Source organism: Streptomyces sp. MCA2 (assembly GCF_023544705.1).
Lineage (GTDB): Bacteria > Actinomycetota > Actinomycetes > Streptomycetales > Streptomycetaceae > Streptomyces > Streptomyces decoyicus.
In genome coordinates this window covers 112,015-134,329 of sequence record NZ_JAMJFM010000002.1, presented here as the reverse complement: position 1 = coordinate 134,329, position 22,315 = coordinate 112,015, and the positions used below count along the sequence as shown (strand labels likewise).

The window sequence follows — 22,315 nt, the reverse complement described above, 5'->3', positions numbered from 1 at the left end:
AAACTCTCCTTCGCGAGTCGTCGTGAGGGCCGGCGCCGGGCCGCGAACGGGGCGCGGGCCCCGCCCGTCCCCGCTCTGCGCAGGGCTGGGTGGCACACACCACTCGCTCAGCGGTCCCGCTGCCGGGACGCGTGGATCCGTGCGCGGTGATCGCACCCCGCACGAGCAGTGGCAGGTCTTCGGACTCGTGGGCACTTCCCGAAGGACGGGACACCTACTGGCCGTCGCTTCCCAGGTCACATATGCACCCAGTGCTTCATGACGGCGGTCGTTCCCACTCACCGCTGCGAGGCAGTCCCGGACTCCCACCGGGTTCCCTCTTGCGACACCCCGTCTGGCGGACGGGATGAACCAGCTGCCGGTCCAGGGTAGACAAGCTGCCGGGCCAGGGTGGACAAGGGCGCCAGCGGGGGACTACGGAGACCGAGCCGTGATGGTGCGCACAGGCCGCAGAGGCCCGGCGCCGCCGTGCTGTCCCGTGGATGTGGAGACGCCATCTTCTGGCTGATACGCGTCGGTTGCGTGGCGCAATGCCCGGGGGGCGGCTGAGGCCAGGGGGCGATTGCACGCCACACACACTGACGGCACAGCGGGCGCGGCTGGCTGAAATGAGATCTATGGAGGTCTATGGAGATCTATGGGGCTCCTGGTGCAGTGTTAGACGGCTGTGCAGCTCAGTGACGGCCGAGGCTGTAGGGATCCCGCTGTTCACGGGGTGCGAGGGGGGGAGGAAGCGATCTCCTCGGGGCTCTGGCCGGAGCTTCCGGCCCGTCCAGACTTGCCCTCACGAGTGATCCATTTCGGCCACCCGGCGATTGTCTGCATGTGGAGTACTTCGAGAAATTTCCACACTTTAGATTTGGAGAGGTTCTGGCGGGAGAGCAAGGCCAAAAGTGACAGGAGCGGTGCGGCGCTCATGGCATGGCGGTCAGGCGAGGATGGAGGACCGCCGGCGGCACCAGAGACTCGTGCTCCTTAGTGGAGGGCCCTACGGTCCTTTCCACCGTGCCGGCTTGGCAGTTCTTTCGAGGGCAAGGCCCATGCGGCTGTGCGGACGGCCGGTTCGACAACGGCCTTGAAATGGACCGGGCACGATCCCGGAGGAGAGCACCGAGGGTTCTGCCGTTCCGCACCTCGCCGGCGCGTGAACGCACTCGTGGCAAGGGTGGCTGGCCCCAAAGGCGACTGGCCCCGAGGGTGGCTGGCCCCGAGGGTGGCTGGACCTTTCTCCGGTTTTCAGCCGGGAGAGCGCCCTACGTCGCCGGCCAGAGCTGCCGAAGTGCCTCGAGGTCAGCACCGCTGACGCCGAGCTCCGATCTCGTCCGTATCCCTCCGCCCTGTCGGGCCGGGGCCCTTGAACCGTCGGCCGACGACCTGAGGGTTCGCCACAGACTTCCGGAAAGATTGGGTGTGCAGTGTCCCGTCCTCAGCACCGCAGCTGGCCGTTGTCGATTGCGCAGCGTGGTATTTGGTTTGCGCAGCAGCTCGACCAGGACAGCCCGAGCTATAACACTGCGGAGTACCTGGAGATAGCGGGCCCGATCGATGTGGTGCTGCTCGACGCCGCGGTGCGGCGGGTGGTGGCGGAGACCGACACGCTGAACGTCCGCTTCACTCAGGAAGGCCAGGAGCTCCGGCAGATATTCGAGCCGGCGGACGACGGGTTGTCCGTCCTGGACATCAGCACGGAACCGGATCCGCGGGCGGCCGCCGAAGCGTGGATGCGGGCCGAAACGGACCGGCCGGTGCGCCTTGAGTCCGGTCGGACGTTCACCCTGGCGCTGCTGCGGGCCGGTCCGGAGCGGTACTTCTTCTACCTGCGAGGTCACCACCTGGTCACCGACGGGTACATGTGTGCGCTGTTCGTGCGCCGGCTGGCCGAGGTCTACACGGCTGCGCTGCGCGGGGCGCCGGTACGGGAGGACGACGGCGGGTCACTGGACCTGCTCCTGGACGACGAAGCCGCCTACCGCGCCTCGGAGCAATACGGTCGGGACCGGGATTACTGGCTGGGCCGGCTGGCGGGCCGCGCCGAGCCGCGCAGCCTCGCGGACCGGGCGACCGGGGTCTCGCGGAGCGTTCTGCGGGAGACCGCGCAGCTGCCGTCTGCGGCCGTGGACGCCTTGCGGGCGTCGGCGCGCCGGTCACGGGTCGGCCTCCCCGTTCCCCTGATGGCCGCCGCGGCGGTCTACCTCAGCCGGATGACCGGCACCGAGGAGGTGGCCCTCGGCATCCCGGTGACCGGGCGGACCGGCAGCGGACGAGGCATCCGCGGGCCGATGTCCAACGAACTGCCGCTCCTGCTGGAAGTCCGGCCCGGCATGAGCGGCGAGGAGCTGCTGCGCCATGTGTCCACCGAGGCCCGGCAGTTGCTCCAGCACCAGCGCTACCAGTACGAGGACCTGAGCCGCGACTTGAAGACGGTGGGCAGCGGCCGCCGCCTCATGGGCCCGTCGGTCAACATCATGTCCTTCGCCCATGAGCCGGCATTCGGCGACGCCCGCGCGAGGCCCGTCAACCTGTCGACCGGGCCGGTCCACGATCTCAACATTTGCGTCGACGACCGGTCGGGCGACGGCACGATGCGCGTGCATTTCGATGCCAACCCCGCCATGTACGGCGCCGCGGAGAACGCCGCCCATCAGCAGCGCTTCCTCCAGGTGCTGGACGGTCTCGCCGCGGCCGACCCGGGACGGCCGATCGGCAGGCTGGAGGTTCTGCTCCCGAAGGAGCGCGCACAGGTGCTGCCGCCTGTGGGCGAGTTCCGTGCCGAGGTCCCGGACCGGACGCTTCCGGAGTTGTTCGAGGCGCAGGTGCGGCGGACACCGGATGCGGTGGCGGTGGTGGCGGGCGAGGTGGAGTTGTCGTATGCGGAGGTGAACGTCCGGGCGAACAGGCTGGCGCGTGTGCTGGTGGGGCGGGGCGCGGGGCCGGAGCGGTTGGTGGCGGTGGCGTTGCCGCGTTCCGCGGAGTTGGTGGTGACGTTGCTGGCGGTGGTGAAGGCCGGTGCGGCCTACCTGCCCATCGACCCCGGCTATCCGATGGGCCGGATCGAGCTGATGCTGCGTGATGCGGATCCGGTGTGCGTGGTGGCCCCGGGTGGGCTCGCGCGGCAGCTTCCCTGCGACGAGGGAAAGGTGCTGGTGCTCGACGACGCGAGCACCGTTGCGGCTCTTGCCGCGCAGCGCGGTGATGACGTGACCGGGGCGGAGCGTTCGGCGCCGTCGGTGTCGTCGCATCCGGCGTATGTGATCTATACGTCGGGTTCGACCGGTGTGCCGAAGGGGGTGGTGGTCCCGCACCGGAACGTGGCGCGGCTGTTTGCCGAGACCGAGCGGTGGTTCGGGTTTGGTGCGGATGACGTGTGGACGCTGTTCCATTCCTTCGCCTTCGACTTCTCCGTCTGGGAGTTGTGGGGGGCGTTGCTGCACGGCGGTCGGCTGGTGGTGGTGCCGCACGAGGTGTCGCGTGCGCCGGCGGAATTCCTTGACGTGTTGGTGCGTCATGGGGTGACCGTGCTCAATCAGACGCCGTCGGCGTTCCATCAATTGATGCGGGCCGAGGCCGAAGACGCGGAGCTTGCGGCGAAGTTGGCCCTGCGGACGGTCATCTTCGGCGGTGAGGCGCTGGAACCGGGGAGTGTGGCGGAGTGGCTCCGGCGGCACCCGGTGGATGGGCCGCGGCTGGTGAACATGTACGGCATCACCGAGACCACGGTTCATGTCACCTACGCGCCACTCGGCGAGGAGGACGTGGAGAGCGGACCGTCCCGCTGCGTGATCGGCCGGCCGATTCCCGACCTCCGTGTCCATGTGCTGGATGCGGCGCTGCGGCCGGTACCGCCCGGCGTCACCGGCGAGATGTACGTGGCGGGTGCGGGGCTGGCCCGCGGATACCTGAACCGCTTCGCCCTGACCGCGCAGCGATTCGTGGCCGATCCCTTCGGCGCGCCGGGCTCTCGGATGTACCGCACCGGTGACCTGGCCCGGTGGACCGCCGACGGACGGCTCGACTACCTCGGTCGCGCGGACGGTCAGGTGCAGTTGAGAGGGTTCCGCGTCGAGTTGGGCGAGGTCGAGGCGGTACTGGCCGGGCACGAGGACGTGTCCCAGGCCGCGGCCGTCGTACATGAGGACCGCCCGGGCGACCAGCGGCTCGTGGCCTACGTCGTCGGCGTAGGGGCCGACGCACCGGACCCGGCCCGCCTGCGGGAGGCCGCCGCCCGGAGCCTGCCCGCGTACATGGTTCCTTCCGCGATCGTGCCGCTCGAAGTGCTGCCGCTGACGGTCAACGGCAAGCTCGACCGCGCCGCGCTGCCCGCTCCGGATCCCGTCACACCGGCCCCGGGGCGGGCGCCGCGCTCGACCGTGGCGGAGATCCTGTGCGGCCTGTTCGCCGAGGTCCTCGGTGTGGACCGGGTCGGCGTCGACGACGGATTCTTCGATCTCGGTGGACATTCGCTGCTCGCCACGCGCCTGGTCAGCCGCATGCGGGCGGTACTGGGGGCGGAGCTCTCGGTGCGGGATGTCTTCGAGGCGCCGACCGTGGCCGGACTCGTGGCGCGGGTGGGCGCCGGAGGTGAGCGGCGACCCGCCCTGCGTCCGGCCGGCCCTCGCCCGGAGGTGGTGCCGTTGTCGTTCGCGCAGCGCCGGCTGTGGTTCCTGCACCAGTTGGAGGGGCCCAGTCCGACGTACAACATGCCGTTCGCGCTGCGGCTTTCGGGGGAGCTGGACATCGGTGCGCTGAGCGCGGCCCTGAACGACGTGGTCACCCGGCACGAGACCCTGCGCACGGTGTTCCCGGAGGCCGGCGGGGCCCCGAGACAGCGGGTGCTCGCACCGGACGAGGCGGTGGTGGAGCTCGCGGCCCACCAGGTGACCGAGGCCGGGCTCAGCGAGGCGCTGGGTGCCGCGGCGGCATACCGGTTCGACCTGACCTGCGAACCGCCGCTGCGCGCCGACCTGTTCGCGCTCGCCGCGGACCAGCACGCGCTGCTGCTGGTGCTCCACCACATCGCCGGTGACGGCTGGTCGAACGTCCCCTTCGCCCGGGACCTCTCCGCCGCCTACACGGCCCGCTGCTCCGGCCGTGCCCCCAAATGGGCTCCGCTGCCGGTCCATTACGCCGACTACGCGCTGTGGCAGCACGACCTCCTCGGCAGCGAGGACGACCCGGACAGCCTGATCTCCGCTCAAGTCGCCCACTGGACCCGTACGCTCGACGGGCTGCCCGAGCATCTGGACCTGCCCACCGACCGGCCCCGTCCGGCCGTCACCGCCCACCGTGGCGGCAGTGTGCGCTTCACGCTGGACGCGGACCTGCACCGGCGGCTCGCCGCACTGGCGCGGGAGTCCGGCGCGACCCTCTTCATGGTGTTGCAGGCCGGACTCGCCGCCCTGCTCAGCAGGGTCGGCGGGGGCACCGACATCCCGCTCGGCAGCGCCATCGCCGGCCGTACCGACGAGGCCCTCGACGACCTCGTCGGGTTCTTCGTCAATACGCTCGTGGTGCGCCTGGACACCTCGGGCGACCCGGCCTTCGGCGAACTGCTCACCCGCGTACGGGAAGCGGACCTGGCCGCCTACGCGAACCAGGACGTGCCCTTCGAGCATCTCGTCGAACTGCTCAACCCGGTCAGGTCGGCGGCCCGGCACCCGCTGTTCCAGGTGATGCTGACATTGCAGAACAACGCCGCCCCCGAGATCGCCATGCCCGGCCTGCGCGTGACCGCCGGCACCACCGAGCTGAACGCGGCCAAGTTCGACCTGCTGTTCAGCCTCACCGACCGGTACACCGACGACGGCGGCCCGGACCGGGTCGACGGGGTGCTGGAGTACAGCACGGACCTTTTCGACCACGCCACCGCCGAGGGCCTGGCGGCCCGGTTCGTGCGGCTGCTGGAGGCCGCGGCGGCCGGGCCGGTCCGGCCGATCAGCGCCTTCGACCTCACCGACGCCGCCGAGCGCGAGAAGCTGCTGGTGACCTGGAACGGCGTCGCGTCCGCGTACCCCCTGACACCGCTTCCGGGGCTGTTCGAGGCGCAGGTGGCGCGGACGCCGGACGCGGTCGCGGTGGCCGACGGCGGCACCGATCTGAGCTACGCCGCACTGAACGCGCGGGCCAACCGCCTGGCGCGGCTGCTCATCGGCCGCGGTATCGGCCCGGAGCAGGTGGTGGCGGTCGCCCTGCCGCGCTCCGCCGACCTGGTCGTCGCGTTGCTGGCCGTGCTGAAGACGGGCGCGGCGTACCTGCCCGTCGACCCGGCCCACCCGGCCGAGCGGCTCCGCTTCCTGCTCGATGACGCGCGCGCGGTCTGTGGACTCACCGCGAGCGCGGTCGCCGCGGACCTGCCCGCGACAGACCTGAGCTGGATCGTGCTGGACGACGCCGGGACAGCGCGGGACACCGGGCAACAGCCCGAGCGCGATCCGTCGGACACCGACCGGACGGCGGCGCTGCGGCCCGGGCATCCCGCGTACGTGATCTACACATCGGGCTCCACGGGCCGCCCCAAGGGCGTGCTCGTCGAGCACCGGGCGCTGGCGTCCTACCTGCACTTCGCGCGGGGCGCCTACCCGGGCACGGCCGGGACGGCGCTGCTGCACTCGCCGGTCTCCTTCGACCTGACCGTCACCGCGCTGTTCGCGACGCTGACCTCGGGCGGCCGATTGCTGGTCGGGGACCTGGCCGACGGGTCGCCGGCAGCGGGCCCGTACACGTTCCTGAAGGCGACGCCGAGCCACCTCGCGCTGCTCGGCGCCACGCCCGGCCATCAGGCGGCGGTCGCGGACCTGGTCCTGGGCGGCGAGCAGCTCACCGGTGAACAGCTCGGGCCGTGGCGCCGTGCGCAGCCACAGGCCACGGTGGTCAACGAATACGGGCCGACCGAGTCCACGGTGGGCTGCCTCACGCATCGTGTGCCGCCTGGCGCCGCGACCGGGGACGGCCCCCTGCCGATCGGGCGGCCCGTCCCGAACACGCGGGCCTATGTGCTCGACGCCTGGATGCGGCTGGCGCCGCCCGGCGTGACCGGGGAGCTGTACCTGGCCGGGGCGCAGCTCGCGCGCGGCTACCTGAACCGGCCCGGCCTGACGGCGGAGCGGTTCGTGGCGGACCCCTTCGCCGGGCCGGGGACGAGGATGTACCGGACCGGTGACCTCGCCCGGTGGACCGCGGACGGATTGCTGGTCTTCGTCGGCCGCGTCGACGAGCAGGTCAAGCTCCGGGGGTACCGGATCGAGCCGGCGGAGATCGAGACGACGCTGTCCCGGCATGAGGCCGTGTCACAAGCCGCCGTCGTCTCCCGGGAGGACGAGGCGTCCGGCACGCAGCTGGTGGCCTATGTCGTCCCGGCGGCCGACGAGCGGCGCGACGACGAAGCGACACAGGCACAGCTGGGCGAGTGGCAGGACGTGTACGACTCCCTGTACGGCGCCGGGCGCGCCGGTGCGGAGCCCGCCCCCTTCGGCGAGGACTTCACCGGCTGGACCAGCAGCTACCACTCAGAGCCGATCCCCGTCGGGCAGATGCGCCAGTGGCGGGACGCCACCGTCGCGCGGATCCGCGAGCTACGGCCGCGGCGGGTGCTGGAGATCGGCGTGGGCAGCGGCCTGCTGCTCGCACAGCTCGCGCCGGACTGCGAGGCCTACTGGGGCACCGACATCTCGGCGGCCGCGATCGAGGAGCTGCGGGCCCAGGTGGACCGCCAGGGCCTGGCCGGGCGGGTGGAACTGCGGGTCCAGTCCGCCGCGGACGCCGACGGACTGCCGGCCGGCCGCTTCGACACCGTGGTGATCAACTCGGTCGCCCAGTACTTCCCGGACGCCGGCTATCTCACCGGCGTGATCGGCACGGCGTTGGAGCTGCTGGCGCCCGGCGGGGCGGTGTTCCTCGGCGACGTGCGCGACCTGCGGCTGCTGCGGTGCCTGCACACGGCGGCGCAACTGCGCCGCGCCAGACCGTCCGCCGACCTCGCCGTGCTGCGCCACGCGGTGGAGCAGGCCGTGCTGCTGGAGAAGGAACTGCTGCTCGACCCGGGATACTTCACCGCGCTCGCGGCGCAACGGGACGACATCGCCGGCGTCGACCTGCAAGTCAAGCGCGGCGCCTACGTCAACGAGCTGAGCCGCTACCGGTACGACGTCGTGCTGCACAAGCGGCCGGCCGCCCGGATGCGGGCCCTGGAGACGGCGCCGGAGCTGCGGTGGGGCCACGACGTCTCCGGCCTCGATGCCCTGGAGCGGCACCTGGCCGCGGCCCCGGTGCCCGCGCTGCGGGTGACCGGGGTCCCCGACGCGCGGCTGGCAGACGAGGCCGCCGCCCTGCGGGCCCTGGACGAGGGACGGCCGCCGGTGGACCTACTGGCCCTTCTCGGAGCCGCAGAGCGGCCCTCGGCGCCGGACTTCGGGCCCGACACCTTCTGCGAACTGGGCGAGCGACTGGGCTACCGGGTAGCGGTGACGCGCTCGGGAAGCGCCGCCGAGAGCCTTGACGTGCTCTTCACGGACCCGGCGTCGGCCGCGCTCAGCGCCGTCCACCGACCGGCCGCGACCGCCCCGGGTGCGTCACCGGCGGTGCTCGCGAACGACCCGGGGGCCTCCCGGCGGCGCGGTGAACTCGTCGCCGCGCTCACCGTGTCGCTCCGGGAGCAGTTGCCCGCGTACATGGTGCCGACCGCGGTGGTGGTTCTCGACGCGCTCCCCCTGACCGTGCACGGAAAGCTCGACCGGGCGGCGCTCCCGGCCCCGTACCTCGGGTCCGTCGCGGGCTCGCGTCGGCCCGCCTCGCCACGGGAGCAGGCATTGTGTGACCTGTTCGCGCAGGTCCTCGGCGTGGCGGCGGTCGGTGTCGACGACAACTTCTTCGCCCTCGGCGGGCATTCGCTGCTGGCGACCCGGCTGATCAGCCGCATCCGCTCCGTCCTCGGCGCCGAACTGACCGTCCGCGCCGTGTTCGAGGCGCCCACGGTCGCCGGGATCGCCGAGCGGCTGAGCGAGGCGCAGGCACGCCAGGAGGAGCCGCGTCCGGCCCTGCGGCCGGTGCCCAGGCCCGATGTGGTGCCGCTGTCCTTCGCGCAGCAGCGGCTGTGGTTCCTGCACCGTCTGGAGGGGCCGGGCGCGACATACAACATGCCGGTCGCCCTGCGGCTGCGCGGTGAGCTGGACGAGGCGGCGCTGCGGGCCGCGCTGGCGGACGTCGCGGCGCGCCACGAGAGCCTGCGCACCGTGTTCCCGGTGGTGGACGGGGTGCCCCGTCAGCTCGTCCTCAAGGCGGCCGGTGTGCGCCCCGAACTGATCGTCCGGCAGATCGACGAGGCCGGGCTGCGCGAGGCCGTGCGAGAGGCGGCGCGCTATCCGTTCGACCTCGCGGTCGATCTGCCGCTGCGGGCCGAGCTGTTCGTCCTGGGCCCGGATGAGCACGTACTCGTGGTACTGATGCACCACATCGCGGGCGACGGGTGGTCGATGGCTCCGCTGTCGCGGGACTTCGCGGCCGCCTATGCCGCGCGGTGCCGGGGCGAGGCTCCGTCGTGGGCGCCGCTGCCGGTCCAGTACGTGGACTACACGCTCTGGCAGCGCGCGCTGCTGGGGGACGAGGACGACCCGGACAGTCTGTTCGCCCGGCAGGTCGCCTACTGGAGCGAGGCACTGGCGGACCTGCCCGAGCAGCTCGCGCTCCCGGCGGACCGTCCCCGCCCCGCCGTGTCCACGTACCGCGGCGAGGTGTTGGACTTCGACCTGAGCCCGGAGCTGCACCGCAGGCTCGCGGGTCTGGCCCGCGCCGGGGAGGCCAGCCTGTACATGGTGCTGCACGCCGGTCTGGCCGCCCTGCTGACCAGGTTGGGCGCCGGCAGCGACCTGCCGATCGGCAGCGGCATCGCGGGGCGCCGCGACGAGGTGCTCGACGACGCGATCGGGCTCTTCGTCAACACGCTGGTAATGCGGACCGACACCTCCGGTGATCCGTCGTTCGACGAACTGCTCGGGCGCGTGCGGGAGACGGCACTGACCGCCCACGCCCATCAGGACGTGCCCTTCGAGCATCTGGTGGAGGTGCTGAACCCGGTCCGCTCCGCGAACCGGCATCCGCTGTTCCAGGTGGCGTTGGTGCTTCAGAACACCCCGGAGGCGGGTCTGACGCTGGCCGGGGTGGACGTGACACTCGAACCGGCCGGTTCGGGGACCTCGCGGTTCGACCTGTTCTTCAGCGTCACGGAGCGCCCCGCCCCGCCGGGAGCGCCCACCGGCTCCTTCGGCGGAGTGCGCGGGACGGTGGAGTACAGCACCGACCTGTTCGACCGGCGGACGGTCGAGGCCATAGTGGCGCGATGGATCCGGCTCCTCGAGGAGGTGAGCGCTGACCCGGCGCGGCGCATCGGCGAGGCCGACCTCCTCACCTCCGCCGAGCGTACCCAGCTGCTGGGCGCCGCTGTTGACCCGATCCCGCCGTCCGTCGTCCCGGCGTTGTTCGAACGCCGGGCGGCGAGTGAACCCGGGGCACCGGCGGTGCTGTCGGAATCCGGCGTGCTGACCTACGAGGAGCTCAACGGCCGGGCGAACCGGCTGGCCCACCTGCTGATCTCGCGAGGGGTCGGACCGGAGCAGACCGTCGCACTGGCCTTTCCCCGCTCCGCGGACCTGGTCGTGGCGATGCTCGCCGTTCTCAAGGCGGGGGTGGCCTACCTCCCGCTCGACCTCGGCTACCCTGCCGAGCGCCTGGCGTTCCTGCTCGGCGACGCCCGGCCATCGCTGCTGCTGACCTGCGATGCCGGCGGCGCCGGGATACCGGGCGCCGACGATCTGCCCACACTGAACCTGGACGACGACGCCGACGGACACCAAGCCGCGGACCTGGCCGGCAGGCCGGACACCAACCCCGAAAACGCCGACCGCGTAAGCCCGTTGATGCCCGCGCACCCCGCCTACCTCCTGTACACGTCCGGTTCGACCGGCACCCCCAAGGGCGTGACGGTCACCCACACCGGAGCGGCCGCCCTGGTGGCGACGCAGACGCAGGCCTTCGACTGCGGGCCGGGCGACCGAGTCCTCCAGTTCGCCTCGCCGAGCTTCGACGCGGCGTTCTGGGAGCTGTGCATGGCGCTGCTGACCGGTGCGGCGCTGGTGGTGGCGCCGCCCGAGCGGCTGCTTCCGGGGCCGGACCTCGCGGCGCTGGTGACCGAGCAGGGGGTGACGCACCTGACCGTGCCGCCGGTGGCGCTCGGGGTGATGACCTCCGACGAACTGGCGCCGGTGGGCACGCTGGTGGTGGCCGGTGAGGCCTGTTCGCCGGAGACGGTGGCGGCCTGGAGCCGGGGCCGACGGATGGTCAACGCCTACGGGCCGACGGAGTCGACGGTCTGCGCGACGATGAGCCGACCGCTGTCCGGCGGGGGCGGCGAGGACAACGTTCCGCCCATCGGCACCCCGATCCTCGGCGCACAGGCCTATGTGCTGGACGCCGGGCTGCGCCCGGTGCCGCCGGGCATGGTGGGCGAGCTGTACCTGGCCGGCGCGGGCCTGGCCCGCGGCTATCTGGGGCGGCCGGGCTTGACCGCCGAGCGGTTCGTGGCCTGCCCGTTCGGCGATGCTGGAGCGCGGATGTACCGCACGGGGGACCTCGCGCGGTGGAACTCGGCGGGCGACCTGGAGTTCGCCGGGCGGTCCGATCAGCAGGTGAAGGTCCGCGGCCACCGGATCGAGCTCGGCGAGGTCGAGTCCGCGATGGCCGCCCACCCCCGGGTGGCGCAGGCGGTCGCGGCGGTCCGCGAGGACGGGCCCGGCGGGAGCCGCCTGGTGGGGTACGTCGTGCCTGCGGCAGAGGACACCACGGAGGCCACGGACAGAGCGACGTCCACGGAAACAGCAACGTCCACGGAAACTGCGACGTCCACGGACACCGAGTGCGCGTCGGACGGGGCGGGCCGAGTGCTCGGGGAGTGGCGGCAGCTGTACGACACGCTCTACGGGCAGTCGGCGCCCGCTCCGTTCGGTGCGGACTTCACGGGCTGGAACAGCAGCTACGACGGGCAGCCGATCCCGGAGGGCGAGATGCGGCAGTGGCGGGACGCGACCGTCACGCGGATCCGCGAACTGCGGCCCGGACGCATCCTGGAGATCGGGGTGGGCCGAGGGCTGATCCTGTCCCAGCTCGCCGCGGAGTCTGAGCAGTACTGGGGTACCGACCTGTCCGCGGTCGCGGTCGAGGCCTTGGCGGCCCAGGTGGCCGACGACCCGGAGATCGCCTCCCGGGTCGAGCTGCGGGCGCAGCCGGCCGACGACCTCACCAGGCTGCCGCAGGGCTTCTTCGACACCGTGGTCCTCAACTCGGTGGTCCAGTACTTCCCCCACGCCGACTACCTGACCGAGGTCATCGCCAAGGCGATGGCTCTCCTTGCGCCGGGTGGTGCCCTGTTCCTCGGCGACGTCCGCAACCTGCGGTTGCTGCCGATGTTGCAGGCTGCCACGGGCAGCACCGCACCGGAGCGCGAGTTGCTGGTCGACCCGGACTTCTTCCCGGCCCTGACCGGCGTGGTGTCCGGGATCGGCGCCGTGGATGTCCGCCTCAAGCGCGGGCGGTACCACAACGAACTGTCCCGCTACCGCTACGACGTTGTCCTGCACCGCGCGTCGCCGGCCGCGCAGGCGCGGTCGTTCGATGAAGCACCGGTGCTGCGCTGGCCGGAGATGACCGGCGGGACGGGCCGGCCGGAGATGACCGGCGGGACGGAGATGACCGGCGGGACGGAGCGACTCGCCGCGCTGCTGGTCGAGCGTCGGCCGGACCGGCTGCGGGTCACCGGTGTCCCCAACGCCCGGCTGGCGGGCGAGGCCGCCCCGGCGCACGCCGTGCCCGTGGACCCGGAGGACCTCTACGAGCTGGGTGAACGGCTCGGCTTCCAGGTGGCCGTCACCTGGTCGGGCGAGGAAGGCGACGACTGCTTCGACGTACTGCTCTCCGACGCCCCGGACGGCGCCGGTGCCGCCGTCACCGGGGCGTACCGGCCGGTGGTCTCCGGGGCGCCGGACCGGTCGGCTCTGCGGGGCTTCACCAACGACCCGGCGGCGGTGGCACCGCCGGTGCCCCTGGGGGCCTCCGTACGCGCCCGGCTGGGGGAGAAGCTGCCGGAGTACCTGGTGCCCTCGGCCGTCGTCGCGATCGACGCCCTGCCGCTGACGCCGAACGGCAAGGTCGACCGCGAGGCGCTGCCCGCCCCGGAAGCCGCCGGCGCCGTGGCGCACCGCCCGCCGACCACCGCACAGGAGCGACTGCTGGGCGACATCTTCGCCGACGTACTCGGCCTGCCGGCCGTCGGCGTCGACGACGGCTTCTTCGACATCGGCGGCGACAGCATCGTCTCCATCCAGGTGGTCAGCAGGGCCAGGGCCGCGGGGATGGCGATCACCCCCCAGGACGTGTTCCGGCACAAGACCGTGGCCGCACTGGCGGCGGCCGCCCGCACGCTCGACGCGGCACCGGCCGAGGCCGAGGCGCCGCAGGCGGGCATCGGCGCGGTGCCGCTGACGCCGGCCCTGCACGAGCTGCGGGAGCGGGACGCGGATCCGGGCACCCGGTACGAGGCGATGACCATGGAGGTCCCGGCGGGGCTGTCCGCGGCGCGGATCGAGGCGGCCCTGCAAGCGGTCCTGGACCACCACGACGCGCTGCGGATGCGCCTGAACCGGGTCCCCGGCGCGGAGACGGACCGGGACGAGTGGCTGGCGGAGGTGCTGCCCCCCGGGGCGAACCGGGCCGCGGACTGCCTCCACCAGGTCGGTGCCGCGGCGAGCGAGGACCTGCTCGCCGCGGAGGAGCGAGCCGCGTCGTCGCGCCTCGCGCCGGAGTCGGGAGCGGTGCTCCAGGCGGTCTGGTTCGACGCCGGGTCCGGCGGGCCCGGGCGCCTGCTGCTGGTGCTGCACCGGCTCGTGGCGGACCCGGAGTCCTGGCGCATCCTGCTGCACGACATCGCCCTCGCCTGCGAGGCGGCTGCCGACGGCCGACGGCCCGAACTACCGGAAATCGGCACGTCGTTGCGGCGCTGGGCCCAGCACCTGCGCGCCCAGGCACAGGACGTCCGACGCGTCGCGGAGCTTCCACGGTGGACCGAGATCCTCGCCGGGGTGGAAACCGGGCCCGGGGAGTCGGGCGGGGACCTGGGCGGGGACCTGGCCGGCCGGCCGATGGAGGTGCCGGGGGAGGCGGTGGCCGCAGCCGGCGCGCTGACGTTCACCCTGCCCGCCGAGCGCACCGAGGCGCTGCTCACCAGCGTGCCGGCGGCCTTCCGCGCCGACGTCGAGGACGTGCTGCTGACCGCGTTCGCCCTGGCGGTGGCCGACTGGCGGCGCCGCCGAGCGGCCGCCTGCCCGAGCGAGGCGGACACGTCGAAGAATCCGGACGCCCGAGCCGCCCGAGCCGCCCGAGCCGCCGGGGACGCCGGTGGTAACGCGGTGGTGGCCGAGGTACGACGGCCAGGCCGGTCGGGCCTCGCCGAAGGCGTCGGCCTGTCCCGCACCATGGGCTGCTTCACCGTCACGCATCCGGTCCGCCTGGACCTGGGTGGTGTGGACTGGCACGAGCTGTGGGAGGGCGGTGCCGCCGCCGGAGCGGCCCTGAAACGGGTCAAGGAACACCTGAGGTCCCTGCCGGACGGTGGACTGGGCTTCGGCCTGCTGCGCCACGTCAACCCCGACACCGCCCCCGCCCTGGCGGGCCTGCCCGCACCCCAGGTCGCCTTCCAGTATCTCGGGCGGCTCCCGCAGCCCCCGACCGGCTCCTGGCCGGCCGAGCCAAGTGCGCCGCGGAAGCACCAGATCGAGGTGAAGGTTGCCGCCGTGGACCATCCGGGCGGCTCGCGGCTGACCGCGACCTGGTGCCGGCCGCAGGGGTGGTGCACCGAGGCGGACCTGCGCGACCTGGCCGACACCTGGACGCGCGCACTGGAGGCGCTGGCCGCCCATGCGAGGAGCCCCGCCGCGGGTGGTCTCACCCCGTCCGACGTACCGCTGGTCCGGCTGAGCCAGGACAAGCTCGAGCGGCTCCAGGCCACGTGGAGGAGAACACGATGACTCAGGCGGAGACACCGGGGGAGACGCAGGCGGAGCTGGAGGACGTCCTGCCGCTGGCACCACTGCAAGAAGGACTGCTCTTCCACGCGCTCTACGACGAGGCGGCGCTCGACGTCTACACGGTGCAGCAGGCCTTCGACCTGGACGGTGCCCTCGACGCCGTCGCACTGCGCGCGGCCGCGCGGGCACTGCTCCGGCGCCATGCGAGCCTGCGGGCCGGGTTCTGGCACGAGGATCTGGACGAGCCGGTGCAGGTCGTCCCGCGCGAGGTGGCGCTGCCCTGGCAGGAGGCCGATCTCGGCGCGGTGGATCCCGACGCGCGGGAAGCCGAGGCGGAGCGGCTGGCGACGGAGGACAGACGCCGCCGCTTCGACCCCGCCCGCCCGCCGCTGCTGCGGTTCACGCTCGTCCGGTTCGGGCCGGCGCACCACCGGTTCCTCGTCACCGCCCATCACCTGGTGCTGGACGGGTGGTCCGCGCAGCTGATGCTGGCGGAGCTGTTCGAGCTGTACACGCGGGGCGGCCGGGACGAGGGGATGCCGTCGGCGGCCAGGTACCGGGACTACCTGGCCTGGTTGGCAGGTCAGGACCGGGCGGCCGCCGAGGACGTCTGGCGCGACATGCTCAAGGGCGTCGACGAACCGACCCGGGTCGCTCCGGCGAACCCGTCCCGGGCGGCCCAGCCGCCGGGCCAGGTGCTCCACGACCTGCCCGACGACCTCGCCGCGGCGCTCGACGGCCTGACCCGCCGTGCGGGCCTGACGCTGAACACGGTGTTCCTGGGGGCCTGGGCGCTCGTGCTCGGCCAGCTGACCGGCCGGGACGACGTGGTGTTCGGCACGACGGTGTCCGGGCGCCCGCCCGAGGTACCCGGGGCCGAGCGGATGATCGGCCTGTTCGCCAACACACTGCCGGTCCGGGTCCGTCTCGATCCGGCGGAGCCGCTGGCCGGGATGCTGGCGCGCCTTCAGGAGGATCAGACACGCCTGATGGCCTGCCAGCACGTGGGCCTGGCCGCCATCCAGCGCACGCTGGATGCCGGTGAACTCTTCGACACGGCAACGGTGTTCGAGAATCTGCCGACGGAAGACACCGCGGCGGCCACCGTCGCGCACGGCAGCGGGCTGCGGGTGGTGGCGAGCCGGAGCTACGGCGTCACTCACTACCCGCTCAACTTGATGGTGATGCCGGGAAAGCCGCTGCGGCTGCGTCTGGACCACCAGGCCGACCTGTTCGACCGGGAGAGCGCGGAGGCGATCATGGGCCGGGTGGTCCGGGTCCTCCGGGCCACGGTCGCGGACCCGGGGCGGCGGATCGGCGCCCTGGAGATCCTGGCACCGGCCGAACGGGACCAGGTCCTGGTGGAGTGGAACGGCACGGTCGGCGAGCCGCCGTCCGTCCTGGTCCCCGAGGCCTTCGAGGCACAGGCCGCGCGGACCCCGGACGCGGTGGCCGTGGTCGCCGACGGGGTGGAGCGGACGTTCGCGGAACTGCGCGCGCGGGCGGACGAGCTCGCCGGGCAGCTGGCCGACCGCGGTGTCGGGCCCGATGTGCTGGTCGGTCTGTGCGTGCGCCGGTCGGCCGACATGATCGCCGCCGTCCTGGCCGTCTGGAAGGCCGGAGGGGTGTGCGTGCCGCTGGACCCCGGCTATCCGGCGGAGCGCCTGGCGTTCATGCTGGCCGACACGGCGGTGCCCGTGGTGGTGACCGAGCGGGCACTGGCCGGGCGGCTCGGCGAGTGCCGGGCGCCACTGCTGCTGCTGGACGCGGACGCGCCCCCGGACGCGGACGCGCGCCCGGCCACGGACGCGCGGGCCGCCACGGGACAGGGCGCGCCGACCGAGCAGCCGGTCGTGCGGGGAGACGGGGGAGACCGGGGAGACCGGGGAGCGTACGTGGTGTACACGTCCGGGTCGACGGGCGTGCCGAAGGGCGTGCTGGTGACGCACCTGGGCCTGGCGAACCTGTTCGCCAGCCACCGCGAGCGCGTCTTCGCCCCCGCGGCGGCCGAGGTGACCGCGGCGGCCGGGCGGCGGCTGCGCGTGGCACACACGGCGTCGCTGTCGTTCGACGCGAGCATGGGACAGCTTCTCGGCCTCGTGGCCGGGCACGAACTGCACGTGGTGGACGACGACACCCGCCGCGACGCCGCCGCGCTGCTGGCGTACGTACGCAGCCGGGGCATCGACTACCTGGGGATCACGCCGTCGCTGCTGCGCGAGTTGGCGGGCCTGGGGATGCTGGACGGCCCCGGGCACCGGCCGGGCGTGATCCTGTTGGGTGCGGAGGCCACGGACGCGGCGCTGTGGGAAACGCTGCGGGAGCACCCCGGCATCGAGGTGCACAACTACTACGCGCCGAGCGAGTGCACCGTGGACGCCGTCGGCGCCCGGGTACGGGACAGTGCCCGGCCGGTGATCGGCAGGCCGGTCCGGAACATGCGGGCCTACGTGCTCGACGCGCGGCTGCGGCCGGTGCCGCCCGGAGTGACGGGCGAGGTCTACCTCTCCGGAGTACAGCTCGCCCGGGGATATCTGAACCGGCCGGGTCTGACCGCGGAGCGCTTCGTCGCCGACCCGTTCGGGGGGCCGGGGAGCAGGATGTACCGGAGCGGCGACCTGGCCCGCTGGACCGCGGCCGGATTGCTGGAGTACGCGGGCCGGGCGGACGACCAGGTCAAGCTGCGCGGTTTCCGTGTCGAGCTCGGCGAGGTCGAGGCGGTGCTGGCCCGGCACGCCACGGTCGGGAACGCGGTCGCGATGGTGCGTGAGGACAGGCCAGGCGACCAGCGCCTGACCGCCTATGTGGTGCCCGCGCCCGGTGCCCGGGTGCACCCGGGCGAGCTGCGGGAGTTCGCCGCCGGGAAGCTGCCCGGGTTCATGGTGCCCGCCGTGGTCGTCGTGCTCGACGCGCTGCCGCTCACCCCCAGCGGGAAGCTGGCCCGCCGCTCCCTGCCCGCCCCCGGGCCGGGGATCCACGGGGCCGGCGGCCGCGAGCCGCGCGAGCCCGCGGAGGAGATCCTGTGCGGGCTGTTCGCCGAGACGCTCGGGAGCGCGCAGGCCGGGATCGACGACGACTTCTTCGCCCTGGGCGGGCACTCGCTGCTCGCGACCCGCCTGGTGTCGCGCATCCGTGCGGCGCTCGGTGTCGAGCTCGCCGTACGGGACGTGTTCGAGGCTCCCACGGTGGCCGGTCTGGCGGCCCGGATCGACGCGTCGGGCCTCGGGCCTGTCTCCCCGGTCTCCGCGGGGCTGCGGCCCGCCGACGACCGTCCCGCCGAACTGCCGCTGTCGTTCGCCCAGCGCCGCCTGTGGTTCCTGCACCGGCTCGAAGGCCCGTCGGCCACGTACAACATGCCGTTCGCCCTGCGCCTGACCGGGGACCTCGACATCGCCGCGCTGCACGCCGCCCTCAACGATGTGGTGGCCCGGCACGAGGCGCTGCGCACGGTCTACCCGGATGCGGCGGGCGTGCCGCGCCAGCATGTCCTCGACCCCGCCGACGCCGTCGTCGATCTGCCCGTGGAGGCCGTCGACGAGGCCGGGCTCGCCGCTGCGGTCGCGGACGCGGCCGCGCACCGTTTCGCCCTGTCGTCCGAACCGCCCCTACGCGCAAAGCTGTTCACGCCGGGACCGGGCGAACACGTCCTGCTGCTCGTGCTCCACCACATCGCGGGCGACGCCCTGTCCAACCGCCCGCTGGCCCGCGACCTGTCCAGCGCCTACACCGCCCGGCGCGCGGGCCGGGCACCGTCCTGGACACCGCTGCCCGTCCAGTACGCCGACCACACCCTGTGGCAGCGGCGGTTCCTCGGCGAGGCGGACGACCCGGACAGTGTGCTGTCCCGGCAGGTGGAGTACTGGCGGCGGACGCTGGCGGGGCTGCCGGCCGAGCTGGAGCTGCGCCGGGACCGGCCACGTCCGGAGGTGGCCAGTCACCGCGGCGCCACGGTGCCGCTGCGGGTGGGCCCGGAGCTGCACGCCCGGCTCGCCGCGCTGGCCCGGGCGGGGCACGCGAGCCTGTTCATGGTCGTCCAGGCGGCGCTGGCGGCACTGCTCACCCGGGACGGCGCCGGCACCGACATCCCGATCGGCACGCCGACCGCGGGGCGCACCGACGACGCGCTCGACGACGTCGTCGGATGCTTCGTCAACACCTTGGTGATGCGCACCGACACCGGTGGGAACCCGAGCTTCGCGGAGCTGCTGGACCGGGTGCGCGAGGCGGGCCTGGCCGCGTACGCGCATCAGGACGTGCCGTTCGAGCACCTGGTGGAGGTGCTCAACCCGGCGCGCTCGGCAGCCCGGCACCCGCTCTTCCAGGTCCTGCTGACGCTCCACCACACCCACGACCTGGCGGTGGACCTTCCGGGGCTGCACTGCCGGGCCGAGGGGACGCAGTCGCAGTCGGCCAAGTTCGACCTGCTGTTCAGACTGGCGGAACGCCGCACCGCGGACGGGCTGCCCGGCGGTCTGGAAGGCACCGTCGAGTACAGCACGGACCTGTTCGACCGGGGCACGGTGGCGGACCTGGCGACCCGTTTCGAGCGGCTGCTCGATGCCGCGGCCGCCGACCCCGCCGAGCGGATCTGGCGGCTGGGCACCCTCACGCCCGCCGAGCGCGGGCGTGTCCTGGTGGAGTGGAACGACACCGCACGGCCGCCGTCCTCCGCGACGCTGCCGGAGCTGTTCGAGGCGCAGGCGGCCCGGACGCCGGATGCGATCGCCCTGTCCGCCGGGGAAGCCGACCTGACCTACGCCGAGTTGAACGCGTGGGCGAACCGTCTGGCCCATGCTCTGATCGAGCGCGGCGCCGCACCGGAACAGGTGGTGGCCGTCGCCCTGCCGCGCTCGGTCGAACTCGCCGTGGCCCTGCTGGCCGTGCTGAAGTCCGGCGCGGCCTATCTGCCCGTCGATGCGCACTACCCGGCCGAGCGGATCCGCGCCCTGATCGAGGACGCCGGGCCGGTCTGTGTCCTGGACGACCGGGACCAGGTCCGGCACCCCGGCGACCGGCCCGCGGTGAATCCGGACGGCACCGTCCTCGGTACGCCGTTGACGCCCGCGCACCCCGCCTATGTGCTCTACACCTCCGGCTCGACGGGCGCGCCCAAGGGCGTGGTCGTCCCGCACGCCGCCGTCGTGAACCGGCTGCTGGGCATTCAGGCCGAGTTCGGACTCGAACCCTCCGACTCGGTCCTGTACAAGGCGCCGACGTCGTTCGACGCGTCCGTGTGGGAGTTCTTCTGGCCTCTGACCACCGGGGCCCGGATCGTGGTCGCCGACCCCGAGGGGCATCGGGACCCGGCCTATCTGGCTCAGGTGATCCGCCAATACGCGGTGACGACCGTGCACTTCGTGCCGTCGATGCTGCGGACCTTCCTCGACGAACCCGCCGCGGCCGCCTGCGCCGGCCTGCGGCGGGTCCTGACCGGAGGGGAGTCGCTCCCGGCGGACCTGCGGGACCGCACCCTGACCGTGCTGGACGCGGACCTGCACCACCTCTACGGCCCGACGGAAGCCACCGTCCACGCGACGACCGGAACCTGCGGGCGCACCCCGGCCGCGGCACCGGACGGCCGCACGGTGCCGATCGGACGCCCCGTCAGGAACATGCGTGCCTACGTGCTGGACGCAGGCCTGGGCCCGGTGCCGCCGGGCACCGTGGGAGAGCTCTACCTCGCCGGCGTACAGCTCGCCCGTGGCTACCTGAACCGCCGCCGCCTCACGGCCGAACGGTTCGTGGCCTGCCCGTTCGGCGCGCCGGGGGAGCGGATGTACCGGACCGGGGACCTCGCCCGCTGGACCGAGGACGGCGTTCTCCACTTCGCCGGTCGCGCGGACGACCAGGTCAAGCTGCGCGGGTTCCGCATAGAACCCGGCGAGATCGAGGCGGCCCTGACCCGGCACGCCACGGTCTCGCGGGCCGCCGTCGTCGTCCGCGAGGACCGGCCCGGACAGCGGCGGCTGGTGGCGTATGCGGTCGGGGCGCCGGGTGCCGAACCGCAACCGGCCGAACTGCGGGCCCACGCCGCCCAGATGCTGCCCGAGTTCATGGTCCCGGCCACGGTCGTCGTCCTGGACGCGCTGCCGCTGACCCACAGCGGGAAGCTGGACCGGCAGGCCCTGCCGGAGCCGGGCCCGCGCTCGCCGGTCTCCACGTGGCCGGCGCGCACGCCCGAGGAGGAGATCCTCTGCGGCCTGTTCGCCGAGTGCGTCGGCGCGGTCGCCACCGGCATCGATGACGACTTCTTCGCACTCGGCGGTGACTCGCTGGCGGCGATCCGGCTGGTGAGCCGGATCCGGGACACGCTGGGCTGCGACCTGTCGGTCCGGGACCTGTTCGCGGCACCCACGGTGAGCCGCCTGACGGAACGCCTCCGACGGGGCGTCCCGTGCGACGCCTTCGACGTCCTCCTGCCGCTACGGGCCTCCGGCGGGCTCCCGCCGCTGTTCTGCATCCACCCCTCCGACGGCCTGAGTTGGTGCTACACCGGGCTGCTGCGGCAGCTGGGGCAGGACCGCCCGGTGTACGGGCTCCAGGCGCGCGGCATGGCACGGCCGGATGCGTACCCGGAGACGATGGAGCACCTGGTCACCGACTACGTCGCGCAGATCCGTTCGGTCCAGGCCACCGGCCCCTATCATCTGCTGGGCTGGTCGTTCGGCGGCCTGGCGGCCCACGCCGTCGCGGTCCGCCTCCAGGCCGAAGGCGAAGAGGTGGCTCTGCTCGCCCTGCTCGACTCCTACCCCCGGGACCCCCAGAGGGCGGTTCCGCCTCCGGACGAGCAGGAAGTCCTCTCGGCCCTGCTCGACTTCGCGGGCCACGCCGAGGACGGCGTACCGCTGCGGATCGCCGACGTCATGGAGGCTCTGCGGAGCGGCGGCGGACCTCTGGCGGACGTGGAGGAGCGCCGCGTAGTGGCCATGACCGAGATCGTCGCGAACAACGCACGGCTGTCTGCGGCGCATGTGCCCGGTCGGTTCGACGGGAGCCTCCTGCACTTCACGGCGACCGCCGAACGCTCGCCGGGGCTGCCGACCGCGGCCGCCTGGGAGCCCGCCGTCACCGGTCGCGTGGAGCGGTACGCCGTGGACTGCACCCACCAGGAGATGTGCAAGCCCGTGCCGCTAGCCCGGATCGGGCGCGTGGTGGCCGAAAGGCTGGGCGACATCGCAGCATCGGGCTACCGCAGCCGGTAGCCGGAGAGTTGGAGAGCCGGGAAGCCGGGAAGCCGGAGAAACCAGAAGAAG

Annotated in this window: 2 protein-coding genes and 1 riboswitch; both genes read left to right on the top strand. The window is 73.2% G+C overall.

The window, feature by feature from the left end:
* Nucleotides 1-152: 152 nt before the first annotated feature.
* Nucleotides 153-371, bottom strand: a riboswitch (cobalamin riboswitch).
* 1,044 nt (nucleotides 372-1,415) lie between these two features.
* A complete protein-coding gene (locus M8I34_RS02415) occupies nucleotides 1,416-15,062 on the top strand; it encodes a non-ribosomal peptide synthetase (protein ID WP_250047630.1) in 13,647 nt (4,548 codons plus the stop codon).
* The gene (locus tag M8I34_RS02410) at nucleotides 15,059-22,264 is read left to right on the top strand and encodes a non-ribosomal peptide synthetase (RefSeq protein ID WP_250047629.1); all 7,206 of its coding nucleotides are present in this window, start codon (nucleotides 15,059-15,061) and stop codon (nucleotides 22,262-22,264) included. Before M8I34_RS02415 ends, M8I34_RS02410 begins: the two co-directional genes overlap by 4 nt.
* Nucleotides 22,265-22,315 lie beyond the last annotated feature (51 nt).